At 55.8% G+C, this 14,939-nt stretch carries 15 protein-coding genes and 1 pseudogene; 10 read left to right on the top strand and 6 right to left on the bottom strand.

Annotated features, from left to right (window positions below):
- Positions 1–113 precede the first annotated feature (113 nt).
- Entirely contained in the window at positions 114–749 is a 636-nt protein-coding gene (locus QZH45_RS18940; protein ID WP_053190972.1) for a hypothetical protein, read from the top strand.
- Positions 750–944: 195 nt separating this feature from the next.
- Here the strand turns inward: QZH45_RS18940 and QZH45_RS18935 are convergent, their stop codons facing one another.
- Positions 945–1,490 carry a hypothetical protein gene (locus QZH45_RS18935; RefSeq protein ID WP_053190975.1) on the bottom strand — a complete coding sequence of 182 codons (546 nt, stop codon included), beginning with the start codon at positions 1,488–1,490 and terminating at the stop codon, positions 945–947.
- 249 nt (positions 1,491–1,739) lie between these two features.
- Here QZH45_RS18935 and QZH45_RS18930 point away from each other — a divergent pair, with 249 nt between their 5' ends.
- The 3 genes from QZH45_RS18930 to QZH45_RS18920 all read left to right on the top strand — a co-directional run bounded on the left by QZH45_RS18930 (position 1,740) and on the right by QZH45_RS18920 (position 4,617).
- A complete protein-coding gene (locus tag QZH45_RS18930) occupies positions 1,740–2,141 on the top strand; it encodes a GFA family protein (RefSeq protein WP_080996561.1) in 402 nt (133 codons plus the stop codon).
- Positions 2,142–2,436: 295 nt separating this feature from the next.
- Entirely contained in the window at positions 2,437–3,585 is a 1,149-nt protein-coding gene (locus tag QZH45_RS18925) for a hypothetical protein (RefSeq protein WP_053190977.1), read from the top strand.
- Between the two features lie 477 nt (positions 3,586–4,062).
- Complete coding sequence (locus tag QZH45_RS18920) at positions 4,063–4,617, top strand: ATP phosphoribosyltransferase regulatory subunit (RefSeq protein WP_053190979.1); 555 nt, start codon at positions 4,063–4,065, stop codon at positions 4,615–4,617.
- A gap of 3 nt (positions 4,618–4,620) precedes the next feature.
- Here QZH45_RS18920 and QZH45_RS18915 read toward each other — a convergent pair whose 3' ends face one another.
- Positions 4,621–4,794, bottom strand: a complete 174-nt coding sequence (locus QZH45_RS18915) for a hypothetical protein (RefSeq protein WP_231995023.1) — start codon at positions 4,792–4,794, stop codon at positions 4,621–4,623.
- 178 nt (positions 4,795–4,972) lie between these two features.
- Between QZH45_RS18915 and QZH45_RS18910 the strand changes: the two genes are divergently transcribed.
- The 6 genes and pseudogenes from QZH45_RS18910 (at position 4,973) to QZH45_RS18885 (ending at position 11,061) form a co-directional block, all read left to right on the top strand.
- Positions 4,973–5,632 (top strand): carbonic anhydrase, encoded by a 660-nt coding sequence (locus QZH45_RS18910; RefSeq protein ID WP_024778586.1) that lies wholly within the window; start codon positions 4,973–4,975, stop codon positions 5,630–5,632.
- Between the two features lie 362 nt (positions 5,633–5,994).
- The gene (locus QZH45_RS18905) at positions 5,995–7,980 is read left to right on the top strand and encodes a M10 family metallopeptidase C-terminal domain-containing protein (protein WP_053190981.1); all 1,986 of its coding nucleotides are present in this window, start codon (positions 5,995–5,997) and stop codon (positions 7,978–7,980) included.
- A 501-nt stretch (positions 7,981–8,481) separates the two neighbouring features.
- Positions 8,482–9,072, top strand: coding sequence for a DUF805 domain-containing protein (locus QZH45_RS18900; protein ID WP_053190984.1), 591 nt, complete (start codon positions 8,482–8,484; stop codon positions 9,070–9,072).
- Between the two features lie 196 nt (positions 9,073–9,268).
- Positions 9,269–9,508: pseudogene (locus tag QZH45_RS18895) on the top strand (tyrosine-type recombinase/integrase); the annotation flags it as partial.
- 478 nt (positions 9,509–9,986) lie between these two features.
- On the top strand, positions 9,987–10,727 hold the full coding sequence (locus tag QZH45_RS18890) for a COG4705 family protein (RefSeq protein WP_024778583.1): 741 nt from the start codon (positions 9,987–9,989) through the stop codon (positions 10,725–10,727).
- 100 nt (positions 10,728–10,827) lie between these two features.
- Positions 10,828–11,061 (top strand): hypothetical protein, encoded by a 234-nt coding sequence (locus QZH45_RS18885; protein WP_197677813.1) that lies wholly within the window; start codon positions 10,828–10,830, stop codon positions 11,059–11,061.
- A 315-nt stretch (positions 11,062–11,376) separates the two neighbouring features.
- Here the strand turns inward: QZH45_RS18885 and QZH45_RS18880 are convergent, their stop codons facing one another.
- The 4 genes from QZH45_RS18880 to QZH45_RS18865 form a co-directional block, all read right to left on the bottom strand.
- Entirely contained in the window at positions 11,377–12,753 is a 1,377-nt protein-coding gene (locus tag QZH45_RS18880) for an ATP-binding protein (RefSeq protein WP_053190987.1), read from the bottom strand.
- Entirely contained in the window at positions 12,729–13,394 is a 666-nt protein-coding gene (locus tag QZH45_RS18875; protein ID WP_024778580.1) for a response regulator, read from the bottom strand. Before QZH45_RS18875 ends, QZH45_RS18880 begins: the two co-directional genes overlap by 25 nt.
- A gap of 163 nt (positions 13,395–13,557) precedes the next feature.
- Complete coding sequence (locus QZH45_RS18870; RefSeq protein WP_024778579.1) at positions 13,558–13,962, bottom strand: hypothetical protein; 405 nt, start codon at positions 13,960–13,962, stop codon at positions 13,558–13,560.
- 29 nt (positions 13,963–13,991) lie between these two features.
- Positions 13,992–14,759, bottom strand: coding sequence for a COG4705 family protein (locus tag QZH45_RS18865; protein WP_024778578.1), 768 nt, complete (start codon positions 14,757–14,759; stop codon positions 13,992–13,994).
- Positions 14,760–14,939 lie beyond the last annotated feature (180 nt).

The following is a 14,939-nucleotide window of genomic DNA, read 5'->3' as shown; positions in this document are numbered from 1 at the left end:
TGGGCGAGTACTCAGGCCATCCAAGTGATGGCCTTTTGATTTCAGCGGAATCCCGCTAAAATCCGCCCCCCTCTCCGTGAGCGGCATATAGAAAATTACGCAAGGAAGATGATATGCAATTTGGAAAAGCCATGGGCCTCGCCCTGGCCTTGAGCCTCACTGGCTGCGCCAGCTTCACCAAAGATGAAGTCGCCCCCGTGAACCTGCCTTCGATGGCCAGCTACTCGAACAAGCCGAACGTCTATGTCGACTTCGATTTCTACCAGGGCGAACCCGACAGCGCCAAGGCCACCGAGATGCCGCAAGCCCGGGACATGCTCAAGCCCGAGTTGAAACGGACCTTCGATGAATCAGGTCTGTTTGGCCGCGTGGTTTTCGACGAATTCCAGAAGCAACCCGGCGACTACAGCTTGCGCTTGAAGGTCTATAACCACGCCCCGGGCGGCGGTCAGATGGTCCTGGCGTTCATCAGTGGTTTTTCGCTCGGGGTTATTCCTGCACTGGGAACAGACCAGTACACCATGAGCCTGGAAACCGTGGACGAGCGTGGTCAATCGTTGGCCAAGAGCAGCAACCACGACGCGATCAACACCTGGATCGGCATCTGGTTCCTGCCACTGGCAGGCAACACGCCCAAGGCGGCCGTCACAGACACCTTCAACCGCCAGGTCAATGCGCTGTTGAAAAACTGGGTCGACAACAACCGCATGAAATACTCAGCTGTAGACACTCGCATTCCGCGGGGCTGACAGCCGAGAAGAAAAGAGCTGCGATTGCGTAATACCCGTCAGCAAAGCCTGTGGGAGCAAAGCTTGCTCGCGATAACGACAGACCAGTCAACATTACTGCTGACTGACTTACCGCAATCGCGAGCAAGCTTTGCTCCCACAGGTGTGTGGCTTAACTGACTGGCATTAGCTGCGATTGCGGCTCTTTTTTTGTGCTTACTTCAATGCTTGAGTGAATTGTGGATCGCTGTACAAATTCTTGAGCAGGTCCTGCACCATCGGGTTGTAGTTGTTCGCCGCCGCCGGAATAGCGATCGGGCCGAAGAAACTGCTGTCCCACTCACGCTGCACGTCCTTGGTGGTTTCGTAGAGAACCTGGTCACCCTTGCGCAGCGTGAAGCGCGCAGACAGCTCGCCATGACCGCTGCCCATGCCGGCAGTGAGCTGGTTCTTGATCAGTTGAACCTGCAATTGCCGGTCAGCACGTGGGTCCAGCAGACCCGCCTGGCGCAGCTCATCGTTGATCGCCGCCTGGATGTGCAGTGGAACGCTACCTGCGGGCGAAGAGATCGGGTTCATGCGCACCATCAGCGACCCTTGGTCGGAATCGGCATTCACCTGGGCTTCACGCAGAGGCTGCATCGGCTCATGTTGCTTGAGCTGCTGGACGTTCTGGAAATTGGGTTCATAGCGAGCCATGGTGACGCCGCAGCCTTGGAGCAGGAGGGCGCAGAACGGTAGAGCCAGGTAGAGCTTCTTCACAGCAAATCCTTATGTGCTTTTTTGGAAGGGGGGATTATCGGTGGATGGCATTACGCTATCAAGGGTTGGAAGTGCTGCTGGGTCTCTGAAGACGATTTGTCGCAGGAGCGCCTGACACGGTGGAAGAGAGCTGCATCGTGACCGCTGAGGGGGCTTGTCGGTCCTCACCGCATGAATGCAACTCGGATGTGAACTTGGCGTTACATCGAGATGATAGGATCGGGCCTCTTCACATGCGTGATTGACAACATGGACGAGAGATTTCAGGGAAGCTGCTTGTGCTCAGCAGTTAAGTACGAACTACTTACGTCGCCAAAGGCAGTGAGTCATTGTCATTGCACTCAGTGCCGCAAAGGCCATGGGGCCGCATTTGCCTCATATGGCAGCGTTCCGCGTGACGCGCTACGGATACTTGAAGGCGCTGCCAGGATCAAGGCATTTGCTTCCTCGAAGACGGTAGTACGCGAGTTCTGCGCGGAGTGTGGTTCGAGCTTGTTCTGGTCGCGAGCCGAGGGTCAGTTTGCTGATTGGGTATCGATAGCGTTGGGTTCTCTGGATACGCCCTTCGTGCCTGGGAAGCAGAAACACGTGTATGCCGACTCTTTAGTTGATTGGTACACGCCATTGAAATCAGGTTTTCAGGGTGACTGAGTGCCTAGGGATGGGGACTCTGGTCGTTCGGACGGTAATGGACCAAAAGTTGCCTTTAGTGAGTGGCAGTGATGGTCGACTACTGCCGGTCGGGATGGGCCAGAGTCGATCGGAGTTGGCTGGTTCAGTTACACCACTTCCCGGGACACGATCAAGGCGTGGTATTCATCGGCCGGCCTGGAACAGGCAAACACACTTGGCCAGCGCACTGGCCGTGCCCGAATCACCATTAACACAAGTGCATTTGATAGCATTCTTGAGCGGCCATTCACCCCAATCATGAGTAAAATTTGAAATGCACCTTCCCAGTGACTTGCAAGCGACGCTGGATGCGAAGGGCGGCCTAGAGCTGCCATCGCACCCTGATGCATGGACCCGACATCTGATATCTCAGGTCGCAAGCGGGCTTGAGCAGTATCGAAAGCGAATCGAACAACTGTACTTCGACGGCATTGGTGTGAAGCTGCACTGTGGCATTTACAATGAGTCCGAGGCCCGAGCATTTGCTGCACTTTCTTCTCAGGTTCAGCCGGACAAGGTGGCTTTTATCGGAATCAGCTACGGATTTGTGTTCAACGCAGCTTGTTTCGCGACCATGATGCTATCGCGCAGTGACATGTTGAAAGAGGTGGGCTCACCTGAAAAAGAGCCCCAGCCCAATCCGATCTCCCACATGCCAAGCAGCATGGCAGATTCTCCATTTCATCCAGCCCAGCCTGCCTGCCCAATTCGAAAAGCATTCGCCGCCTTTCTGACTGTTCGCTTTGTCGAGAGTGTCTTCATGCACGAGGTCAGCCATTTAGTCCGTGGTCACCTTGGCCTGATTCAAAGCCTGGGGGGACTCAACTGGTCGGAAGGTGACGATATGCCAGGGCACTTGGCTGCCCTAACCAAGCAAGCGCTAGAGTTCGATGCGGATGGCGGAGCTATCGAAGAAAGCTTTAATTATTTATTTAGTGTTCAGCACGCCTTCTCCATCGGGCATTTCAAGAACGCCGACCCCGCTGCGCTCCGGGCCCTTGAAATCCTTTATGCCGATGGTCCGTCCGCAGCGAAGTATTCGTTTATGGGCATGTATTTGCCGTTACGGATGTTCGAGCATCTGCACTGGGAGCGGGATTTGCAGAACGGCAGCTCTCATCCTCACCCTCCTATCAGGATGCTTTACCTGATGTTCATTTACTCCCTGGCTTTGGTAGAGGCTCTAGATCTAGATATGGACTCTGCCAAAATAACGGTTGGTGAATGGGCAAGGGAATGTGAAGCGAACTACATGGCATTGCACGGCGAAAAAATTGATCCGAGTGGAATTCGAAGCGCATGGTTTTCTCCTGAAGGCGGTACGTACATCGATGACATTCATAACGAGCTGGAGAGGCTGGCCCCTGAATTGGCACGACATGTCATACACATGAGCGTCAAGCCAGGCGGTGGCTCAAGCTGAATTCAAATGCGAGCCCTCCAATTGCCTGGCAAGGCCGATCACGGTGCCCTGTTAGGTGAAATGGCTAAATCGCCCTTGGTTTCGTAGATGCCTCGGACGGCTGCTATGGCTCCAGGCTGTGTGAAAACGTGATCAGCGGCACGCGTTATTGGTCTGCGATGGATAAAAATATAAAGCAGCTTGTGAACGCTTCCAGAATTGTGCGAGGATCAGTTATGACTCAATTCATTCCATGCAATCGCCGTCATCATCACGGACCTCACTCAGGGTGCCGCGGTTGCTCATGCTCATCGAATGCTCAGAATTTTAAACATCCATTCTGACCAATCAATGAACCAAACCAAGGCGCCAATGGCGCCTTTTTTATTGCCTGTAAAATGGAGATCTAAATGACCATGCTTCGCGGAACTCGAATAGTGACAGGAAAAGAAGCTGCAGCCATGCGGGAGATAGAAGGCAGATTTCGGAGCTACCTTCATCGATGCCGGGGCTGAGGAGGCCATAGTTCCTGCATTGTGGGGCCAAGACACGTTTATTGAGAAAGCCGGTGGAAGTGAAATAATTGGACAAATGTGGGCCTTTGACGACAAGGCCGGACGTCCTTGTTGTCTCATCCCAGAAGCAACCGCGCTTTTTCAGGAGCGCAACAACGTACTTCTCGGGTCACGAGATGAAGCGATGTTTTTCTACGTGGCGCGATGTTACCGGTATGAGCGACCTCAAGCCGGTCGGTATCGCGAATTCACTCAACTGGGACTCGAAATTCTCAGCTCCACACCCGCGCAGGCATTGCAGCGTAGCCAAGCAATTTGCTCTGGCTTTCTTGACTTGCTGGGACTTGAATATGAACTCAATCTCGCAGTGAAGCGTGGCTTGAGTTATTACCTTGAGGGGAATGGTTTTGAGGTGCGTTGCCCTGTGCTGGGGGCGCAGCAGCAAGTTGTCGGCGGCGGAGCTTATCGCGAAGGTGCCGGGTTCGGTATCGGGCTTGAGCGACTGGTGCTTGCCTCTGAGATGACTCGGAGCCTGTGATATTCAAACTTCATTTCCTGACAGGGCCACAAAGAAAAAGCCATCCGCTGCGGTCAGTTTTTTGTCGATAGCAAGGCTGGGGGTGTTATGCGCGGTTTCATAACCGAATACGGTTTCCCAGAGTTCCACGACGCTTCGGCGATGGTGTTCATTTGAGTTGTCGGCGATAGCATCCATGGTGTGGCCCTCGAATTGAAGGAGCTGACGCTAGCGCTCTGGCGTGGATAGTGTCCACTGTCTCTTTTGGCAGGACGCGACCATTCGTTAGCATCGTCTGCGATAATGGCGATCATAACAGCACAATGGCATATTGAGTGCTTGTGCCAGTATCCGGCATCAGGGTTTGGAGGACTTTATGCGCGACATTATTGACGGCTTTCTGCGCTTTCAGCGCGAGGTTTATCCGCAACGCGTCGAGCTTTTCAAGCAGCTCGCGACGACACAGAATCCGAAGGCGTTATTCGTCACCTGCTCGGACAGTCGTGTAGTGCCCGAACTTCTTACGCAACGCGAGCCGGGTGAGCTGTTCGTGATTCGCAACGCCGGCAACATTGTGCCGTCGTATGGCCCAGAACCCGGCGGCGTTTCGGCAACGGTCGAATATGCGGTGGCAGTGCTTGGCGTACAGGACATTGTGATCTGCGGCCACTCGGACTGCGGAGCGATGGGCGCGATCTCGCGTTGTACGTGTCTGGATCATCTTCCTGCAGTCGCCAGCTGGCTGCGTCACTCGGACGCCGCGAAAGCTATCAACTCTGCCCATGAGTTCGACACACCCCGAGCGAAGCTCGATGGCCTCGTGCGCGAAAACGTGATAGCGCAACTGGCGAACCTGCGTACACATCCATCTGTGGCCCTCGCGCTCGAGCAAGGGCGGATGAATCTGCACGGGTGGGTCTACGACATCGAGGCAGGGTGCATCGATGCGCTTGATGGCGCGACACGCCAGTTCATTCCACTTGCTGATTCGCCTACCACTGTTGCTATTGCTGCGCATAATGGCAGACAAATGTAACGGTGACAGACGAAGGTCGACCAAGCGCCATTATCTCTGTCGGGTAGGGTTCGAAGCGGATTTTCCATATCAGGTGATGGTTGCCATCATCCCAATGAATCAACATTTGAATGTGAGGGAAGAGCTCAAGCAGGCGATTTGAATATATTCGCGCTCAATAGCATTTCAACCAGGTTTTCCGGCCATACCGTATCACTGCTGGTTCTCAGCTCATGGACCGACCACCAGCGATGATCCGCCATGACCTTCTTCTCATGCGCTGTCCACTCAGATCGGGAAAGGACCCTTTGTCTCGTAAAGTGGCAACCAGACTGATCCGTGTCTATTGTTTCGGGCGACTGATAGCTAACGGAGGCATGGACATGGGCCAGAGCATTTCGCCCGCCGCTTCAGCTGTGCGGAACACAGGCATGGTGGTCACGCCCTTATGGGGTTTGGACAAAATCGGAGGTATCACGGTCGATCCGGACGGTGCTATCTGGCTTGGTGCTTATAGTCGGCTCGGACTAGGAGGCGAAGAGGACTCAGGCTTCACCGGCAGCCTGGTCCGGTTCAACGCTAACGGAAGCCTGGACCGCAGCTTCAGTGGAGACGGTAAATCTCTGCTGCCTGTGTCGCTCGATATCGAGGACGGCGGTAATGCCGCGGTGCAGCCGGGAGGCGGGTACCTGGTGACGCATTACGTGAAAGTTGGCGATGCCTGGGTGTCGGGCATAAGTCGTACCTTGGCTGACGGCAGCCTCGATACGAGTTTCGGGAACGGAGGCACCGCGACAGTGCCTTTCTACTGGAATGACTTTCTAAGCCAACAAGCGTCGTTCTCTGTACAAACCGACGGCAGCTTTTTCGCAAGCGCTGGGTATCCCTCCGGGGAGATCCATATCGCCCGCTTCGACGCGACGGGGACCTTGGTCTCGTCTTTCGCAGAGGGCGGGATCCTGGACCTGCCGGCGTCCGTCGGCATTCACCCCGCCAGCATGATCGACGTTTCGCTGCAGCAAGACGGAAAGGTATTGGTCACGGGGCGAGATACCCTGACCCGCCTCAACCAGGACGGTACTCTGGATAGCAGCTTTGCGAACGGGGGCAGCTTGGCCCTGGAGGTTCATGCAAACGCCCTCGTCATCCAGGACGACGGCAAAATCCTCCTGGCGGGCGCCTCGGGTGGCGTGGCGACCGTGATCCGGCTCAACGCCGACGGCTCGCTCGACACCGATTTCGGTCATCAGGGGCAGGTCAGTTGGGGCTCGGAAAGCGCTCCTTTCTCAGTCGCCGACATGATCGTGCTGGCCGACGGCAAGCTGTTGATTGGCGGAAGCCAGGGTACGGGCGCGGACGGCTATCTGGCTGCCTTGGTTCAGTTGAACGCCGACGGCAGCCTGGACCACAGCTTTGGCAATCCCGACGACGGCTATCACCACCTTGACGGTGGCAACGATGATGACTTCTTGCTGGGTACCGCCTCGTTCGACGATGCGATCCTTGGCGGGGCCGGTAACGATCTGCTCGATGGCCAGCAAGGTCGTGACCTGCTGACGGGCGGTGCCGGGACCGATACGTTCCGTTACCAGTCAATTACAGACAGTTACCGAACCGCAACGGCGGCCCATAGCGACCGAATCACCGACTTCGACCCCAGCACCGATACCATCGAGCTCTCCTCCCTGGGCTTCCTCGGGCTGGGCAATGGACATGACGGAACGCTGGCGATACGAGTCAATGAAAGCGGGACGCGGACCTACCTCAAAAGCTTCGATGCCAGCGCGAATGGGGAGCGCTTCGAACTGGTCTTCGACGGTGACTTGGGCCAAACGCTGAATGAAACCAACCTTCTGTTTCAGCAGGCCAGCTTGATGGGCACCGAAGAGGCCGATCGTCTACAAGGCAACGCTCGAGGTGAAATCATCGAGGGATTGGCGGGCGATGATCGTCTTCATGGAGCGCTAGGGAACGACATCTTGGTTGGCGGGGAGGGCTGGGACCTGTTGGTGGGCGGCGGCAACAACGATGTGTTCCGCTTCGACGCACTGAGCGACAGCTACCGTACCGCCACCGAAAACCACACCGATCGGCTGATTGACTATACCGCGGGTGAAGACAGGATCGATTTGTCCGCCTTGGGCTTTACGCAGCTGGGAAATGGTTACAACGGCACGTTGGACGTGGTGTTCAATGAAGCCAAGAACCTGACGTACTTGAAGAACTACGAAACCGACGCCCATGGGGCTCGATTCGAATTGAGCTTGGTAGGGGACCACTCCGGTTACCGGAACCTGGACATCATCTTCGCCGAGCCCTCGGGGGATGAGGTCTTTCAACTGATCGGAGTGGCGGACCTCTGGGTGTAGGACCCTTTTCGGATGTTTTTGGGGGCGGCGATACTACGTCAGTAAGCGTCTTCGTCAACAACAATCGGTCAGCGGGACAGGCTGCTTCTGGCCGATTGTGTTGAAAAAGTTGCTTTGCCGAAACGGTCTCATCGCTGATCAGTGAAAACGCCTTTTTTGCACGAACCTACGTGAAATCGGAGTCCGGATGCCTCCGCTCAAAGTAAAGATTTCAATCTCACGCGCGTACTTTTCTACCGAGGAAACCATGGCCGACTTTTTCAACAGAATCGGCCAGAAGCCGTCGTTCAGAGTAGGGACATGACCCACCTTGTTACTAGCGGCAAAACACTTCATAAGGTGTGCTGCGCGCACCATGCGACAGACCCACACATGCTGTGGTGCACAGCCCCCCTTACACGATAGCGTTTTCTCTTGAGTTTGATGCCGGCCTTCGATTAGATACGAGGCGTAAACGTTGTGACGTGAATAGCACAATCAAACACAAGGGAATAGCACTAAATGGCAAGGATAGAACCCGTTTTCGGCGGCATCAGCAGCGAAATCGAAAACCCATACCAACCGGGCGACGCCCAACTGATTGACGACGACGTTGTCACGTTTTCAAAACCCAGGATTCTTGATTTTTCCGGGCGTATTTCTCTGGCGCGCTTCTGGCTGATTCGTGTGCCCTTGGTGCTGGTTCTTCCGTGCATTTTGCTGGCGTTCTTTATGGTGGGGTTGCGCCATCAACTGGAGGTTTTGCTGATAGTCGGTGTCACCGTTGTCGTTCCTGCCATCCTGCTCGACGTGTCTCTACTGGTACGCAGGGCACGAGATCTAGGCTGGAGTCCGGTATGGGCAATTCTCCACGTGTTCCCTGTTATCGGCTTTGTGATAACGCTTCCGCTCATCATGCTTCCGGGGCGTAAAGCGATTAATAAATACGGCCCGCCCAATCCACCTCTCTCGACGTTGGTAAAGCTACTTACCGCGCTGTTGGTGGTGCTGGCGCTTGTAACTACAACCGTGCTAATTGCGTATTTTCCCCAATACCACCCACAAGCAATCTACGAGTGGTTCGCTCATGCATTGGTTCAGGCATATCGTTAGCGTACGCGAAGTCCATGCTTCGCCTCATTGCGCGGCGCCAAGTGCTCAGGTGCCTTTGTAGAGAGCGCTTGCGCGCACCACGCGATAGCCCTGCGTACGCCGCGGTGATGTCCATTGGGAAAAGAGAACAGATTTATTTCTCTGCTCTAAACGTCCGCTCTTGGTCGGTTAGCGACCACTGCTCTGGCTAGCTCTTCTATCGACTCGTCAATACGCTCGTATCGTCAAAGGCTGGGTGAAAGCCATTGGCTTTGATCCAGCCATGTATGGCACGCACACAATGAGACGTACGAAGGCATCACTGATCTATCGTAGGACGAAGAACCTGCGGGCGGTTCAACTGCTGCTCGGCCATACGAAGTTGGAGAGCACCGTTCGATGTCTGGGGATTGACGTCGATGATGCCCTGGAAATGGCGGAACAGACCGAGGTTTGACCATGTATAGCGACGGTCGAAGTCAGACCGTCGCTAACCGCCCATTTTCTGCCGGTCAGACTAAAGCGTTCGCCGGTCAAGTCGAATGCAAACAATTGGTCAGTAATTGTGCAGCCGGGTACTCAAGTCCGCCCAATTACGCTCGTGCTGGCTGCACGTTTGAATACGTAAATAATCCTGAAATCCACACAGCTCTAGAACTTGCTGGATTAACAGCAAGCCCTTGACGACGTTTCTTCAGCCGCAGCAGCCGATAAATGAATATGATTTCTATTCGGCTTTGACGGTTTTTTGACCTTTGCCAGCGCATCCTGCGCCCGCCACTCACATCGCGTTACAGCTTGCCCGTTGCCCTCCCGGCCGTTACCTGAATCAGCGCGGCAGTACGGATTGAAAGTTGACGACAGGCTGGCTAGACGCCGTGCCCACACTCCTTGTGCCTTTAGGAATCTCCACCCCCATGAGCAGCAATATCAGTCTGAACAAACTGCCGGAAATCACTCTCGCCTTCTGGGTCATGAAAATCTGTGCCACCACCCTCGGCGAAACGGCCGGCGATCTGCTGTCGATGACCCTGAATGTGGGCTACGCCATGAGCTCGCTGATCCTGATCAGCGCCTTCCTGGTCACGCTTGGTCTGCAGCTGTTTTCCAAGAGCCATAACCCGGTGCTGTACTGGATCGTGATTCTCTCCACCAGTACCGCCGGCACCACCATGTCGGACTTTATGGATCGCACCCTGGGCCTGGGCTATGCCTCGGGCTCGCTGATTCTGATCAGCTTGCTGATTGCGATTTTTGCCGTCTGGCGCCTGAGCGAAAAAAGCCTGTCGGTGGACAGCATCCACACCACCAAGGGCGAGCTGTTCTACTGGACTGCCATCCTGATATCCAACACCCTCGGCACGGCGCTGGGCGACTATCTGGCGGATGACTCCGGCCTGGGCTTTGCCGGTGGCGCGCTGCTGATCGGTTCGGCGATTGCCGCCGTGGTGCTGGCCAAGTTCTACACCCGGATTTCCGGCGTACTGCTGTTCTGGGTGGCGTTTGTCCTGACCCGGCCGTTCGGTGCGACCCTCGGCGATTTCCTGACCAAGTCGCATGAAAAAGGTGGCCTGGACTTTGGCACCATCGGTTCCTCGCTGGTGCTGGCTGCGGTGCTGGTCGTACTGGTGGCCTTCGCTGCCAAGGCCCGCCGCGTCGAAGAAGTCTACGGTTAAGCCGCCATCCCTTTTGTGCTGCAGCCTGTGGCTCTGTCACAGGCGCGCCCCATCAACGCCATGCCTGAACACGCCGAGGCGCGAACGCTATTACTGGGTGGTGATTCTGTTTACTTTCGCCCTTGGCACCGCCGCCGGTGACTGGGTGGCAGGAAACATGGAGATCGGCTCCACCAACGCGGCCTGGCTGTTTGGCGGATTGATTGCCATCACCGCCGTGGCGCACTACCTGGTCAAGGGCAGTCAGCCACTGCGTATCAAACCTGAGCGAGCCCGCGCCTTTCGTACTGGACGCGCCAGTGCTGTCGGTACACGTGTTAGGGGGGAGCTCTGACGGATGCCTAGTCAATGCTGTTGCCTGGCAGCCTCGTCTCCGGGGTTACCAGTGCTCACTGACTGGCGTGTTTCATGCGTTCTGAGTCGGTTGAGTTTTTGGTATGGCATGCGTCCTGGTAGAGGCTGATGCCCATCGAGTAAGCGTTAAAAAATTCGCCACCTGCAGAGGTTATGAATCTCCGCAGGTGGAGTAGGTGCAATGCATAGTTTCTTACAGGTGCCCGATACTGAATGTCACGTCGGTCGGACATACGAAGGCCTCAGCCTGATGACCAGTCTGGGGCCATTCATTGCGAACTATCCGTTGAAAAATTTAGCTGGGCTCTTGCGTCCATGACGGCTGCTCCACACACAACCACACCGAGACGCATAATCCTCGGCCCTGCAGCTTATCCGTGAACCCGAGGTGAACCCTCGCCCCAATACGCTCCGCAATCGCCTTGACGATGGAAAGTCCCAATCCAGAGCCGACTTCCCGGCTCCCCAGGCAGCGATAGAACGGATCAAACACCCGCTCTTGCTCCTCGACCGAAATGCCAGGTCCAGAGTCCTTGACTTGCAATAGTGTTGCGCCCTCTTCAGTGGTCACCGACAGGTCTATTCGCCCTCCTGGTGGTGTGTAACGAATCGAGTTCTCCACCAGATTCTTGACTAGGGTGATCAGGTCCATTTCATTGATGAGCACCTGTACGTCCTGTGCACCTTCAACGCCGATGTCGATGTGTTTGAGTTCAGCCAACGGCAGCAAATCCTCAAGCACCCGCCGGTAGACTTCATGCACTGACACCGTTGACGTCGGCAAACTTGTGAGAGATTGCGCTGAGGCCAGGGTGAGCAGTTGATCGATCAGCTTTCTGCCGCGCTCGATGCCCTGACGTAATGGCAGCAGACGTTCTCGCGCTATATCTGGCATCTCGGTGGTGACCAGTCGTTCGGCTTGCAAGGAAAGCGCTGTCATGGGGGATCGAAGTTCGTGGGCTGCATCGGCGATGAAGCGGCGCTGTGTTTCCATGGCCAGCGCCACGCGCTTGAGCAGTCGATTGATCGCTACGACAAAAGGCCGGACCTCGGTCGGCAGATGGCGCTCGTCAATCGGGTGCAGCGCCTGCTCGGCGCGCTCATCAATTTCACCGCTGATCTCAGCGATCGGGCGGAACAGCTTGTGTACCAGATCGCTAACCACCAGGAGCAGGACGGGAAGCAGAATCAAGAACGGCAACACACTGCGCAAGGCACTCGCGCGGGCATCCTTATCGCGAATGTCATTTTCTTGGGCGACGACGATGCGCTCGCCCCGCGTGGTTGTCCGGACCAGCACGCGAAACACCTCGCCGTGAATAGTTACAGTCGACAGGCCGTCGGCAAGCGTGGTCGGAAACGGCAGCGGTGTCACGGCATCATCAGTACCCTGCGCCTTGCTACCATCGGCCAAGTACTGAACGATGACTCGGGAGTCCTCATCGCGCTCATCGGCACTTAGCTGTTCGGGATACTTGAATTCCATCTGTTGCCGATCAAGCAGAACGGCCACCTGACGCAGGGTATCGTCCTGCATTTTGTGGGCTTCGGCGAATGCCGAAACGAAGGCGAAAATGCCTGCCACGACGGCAACAAGCAGAATGGCTAGCGACAGGGATATGGACAGCCTGAGTTGTATCGACTCACTCAGGCGCTTTTTGAAACCATCCATCCCACACCTCTAACGTTCTTAATGACATGGCTACCCAGCTTGCGCCGCAACGCATGAATCAGAAACTCCACGGCGTTGCTTTCCACTTCATTGCCCCAGCCATAGATGCGGTCTTCGAGATCGCCGCGCGAAAGAATCGCTCCAGGTCGGATCAACAACGCCTGCAGCAACGCGAATTCGCGGCTGGAGAGCAAAATTCCCGAATTTTCCTCGGTGCTGGCTTCTTTTGTGAGCAGATCCAGCGAGACCACGCCGTTGCCGAGTATGGATAGCGCACTGCCACCCTTGCGGCGCAGCACGGCGCGCATGCGGGCCAACAATTCGGCCATTTCGAAGGGTTTGAGCAGGTAGTCGTCTGCACCGCCATCGAGGCCGCGCAACCGATCGTCGAGACTGTCGCGTGCGGTAATAATGAGCAAGGGCACAGGATTATTCTTGCCACGGACGCCGCTCAGCACTGTCAGGCCGTCCTTGCCGGGCAGACCAAGGTCGAGCAGTACTAGGTCATAGTGTTGGGTGTCCAGTGCGGCCAAAGCCGTTAGGCCGTTCTGTACCCAGTCAACGGCGTAGCTCGCATCCTGCAGTACGCCTTGAATCGCATCGCCAATCATCGGGTCGTCTTCGACCAGCAATATCCGCATTTCCTGCTCCGGCATCATTCTCCGCTACCAGAATGCATGAGGCGCGGCACCTTGCCGAGAGTCTTATCGGCAATGAGCGTCGCGCCTGCAGTGAATCACTTGTTCCAATGTTCGCGAAGCCATTTATCCCTGTTCAGCATCAGTGCGGCTTTGCGTCCTCGGTTCAAGTCTTGGCTTTCATTGAATCAAAGGCTTTCAACAGATCATCCATGGTGGTCTTGCATTTGGCTTGGTCAGGGCTCTTGGCGCGCAAGGCGGAGAGCGCGTGATCGATATCCTTGTCCAGGACATGCCAGTCACTGGCGGCGCGAGGTTTGATGCCGGCTTCGGCGGAGTCCCATGCCGATTCAAGATCCTTGATTCGGGCTTTGGCAGTGGGTAGATCGTTTTTCTCGACGAGTCCGGCGACGTCTACCGCGATACTGTGAAACTCCGTCAAGTCACCCAGTTTTGAGGCCTCTCCCGGGACACGATCGTCGCCGGGGTTAGAGCAGCCTGCCGCGAGGCTGAGTAGAAAAATCGACGCGATGATGGTCGTGTGCCGAATGATGTTGTGCAAATAACGCATGACGACTCCTTGAAAGGTTATTGAGCGTGTTAGTTAGTTACTGGCTTCTGATTACCGACACTGAGTTGCGCGACGGCGACGAGCATGACGATGACGCAGAGGAAAATGGCGCTGGTCCACGTGGCACCCATGCCAAGGCCACCATAGGTTTTGGCCTGGGTCAGCAAGTCGCCGAGCGAGGCGCCGAAGGGGCGGGTCAGGATGTAGGCGATCCAGAAGGTCAGCACCACATTGCCGCTCACCCGCCAGGCTGCGAAGGTGATGGCGATCAGTGCGCCGAAAATAACCGTGCCCCAGGCAAAGCCTAAGCCCAGTGCTTCAGTGGCCAGGTCACCGGCAGCCGTGCCGAGAGCAAAGGTGCAGAGCACAGTTGTCCAATAGAACAACTCTCGCCGGGGAGTGTCGACTTCACGGATGGACAGGTTTCGCTCGACCCGATACCAGACAAAGAAGTTGATCGCGAGAAACACTGAAAACACCGCCGTACTGGTGTAGAGGCTGACGTCCAGTACGTCGGTGAGAATGTCCGTGATCAGGGTCCCGACGATGCTCACCAGCACTACGGTCAGCCAGTAAATCCAAGGGGTGTAGGCTTTGCCTCGCATTTGCCAGAGCAGGGCTATCCCCAGCAGGAGTGCCATGCAGGCACTGGTCCAGCCGATGCCGAAACCTACATCGACGGCAAGAAAATCGGCACCGGTTTCGCCCACGGTGGTGGACATGATTTTGATCACCCAGAAGGCCAGCGTGACCTCGGGGACTTTGTTTAGCCAGTTGGCTTTTGATAGCGCTTGCATGTTGATTGTTCCTCCAGAACAGCGCTTCGATGGGCGCAGAGTGGAGGTTATGCGGTGAAACTTAGCTGGAACTGAGGCGCGCGAAATTTCTCAGTAGCGGCACCAGTGCCTGATAAGAAACTCAGCGATCACAACAAAATTTTTACACCTAAGCGTTCATATTTCACTCATCGCAAGCAA

It is taken from the genome of Pseudomonas corrugata, assembly GCF_050920615.1.
In the GTDB taxonomy this organism is placed as follows: Bacteria; Pseudomonadota; Gammaproteobacteria; order Pseudomonadales; family Pseudomonadaceae; genus Aquipseudomonas; species Aquipseudomonas corrugata.
This window is presented reverse-complemented; position numbering and strand designations above follow the sequence as displayed.

Bases quoted from the DNA above. Each gene is read 5' to 3' on its own strand.
- QZH45_RS18900 (WP_053190984.1), top strand. From the start codon at position 8,482: ATGGCAAGGATAGAACCCGTTTTCGGCGGCATCAGCAGCGAAATCGAA.
- QZH45_RS18930 (WP_080996561.1), top strand. From the start codon at position 1,740: ATGGACGAGAGATTTCAGGGAAGCTGCTTGTGCTCAGCAGTTAAGTAC.
- QZH45_RS18915 (WP_231995023.1), bottom strand. From the start codon at position 4,794: ATGGATGCTATCGCCGACAACTCAAATGAACACCATCGCCGAAGCGTC.
- QZH45_RS18870 (WP_024778579.1), bottom strand. From the start codon at position 13,962: ATGCGTTATTTGCACAACATCATTCGGCACACGACCATCATCGCGTCG.
- QZH45_RS18875 (WP_024778580.1), bottom strand. From the start codon at position 13,394: ATGCGGATATTGCTGGTCGAAGACGACCCGATGATTGGCGATGCGATT.
- QZH45_RS18880 (WP_053190987.1), bottom strand. From the start codon at position 12,753: ATGGATGGTTTCAAAAAGCGCCTGAGTGAGTCGATACAACTCAGGCTG.
- QZH45_RS18925 (WP_053190977.1), top strand. From the start codon at position 2,437: ATGCACCTTCCCAGTGACTTGCAAGCGACGCTGGATGCGAAGGGCGGC.
- QZH45_RS18910 (WP_024778586.1), top strand. From the start codon at position 4,973: ATGCGCGACATTATTGACGGCTTTCTGCGCTTTCAGCGCGAGGTTTAT.
- QZH45_RS18905 (WP_053190981.1), top strand. From the start codon at position 5,995: ATGGGCCAGAGCATTTCGCCCGCCGCTTCAGCTGTGCGGAACACAGGC.
- QZH45_RS18865 (WP_024778578.1), bottom strand. From the start codon at position 14,759: ATGCAAGCGCTATCAAAAGCCAACTGGCTAAACAAAGTCCCCGAGGTC.
- QZH45_RS18940 (WP_053190972.1), top strand. From the start codon at position 114: ATGCAATTTGGAAAAGCCATGGGCCTCGCCCTGGCCTTGAGCCTCACT.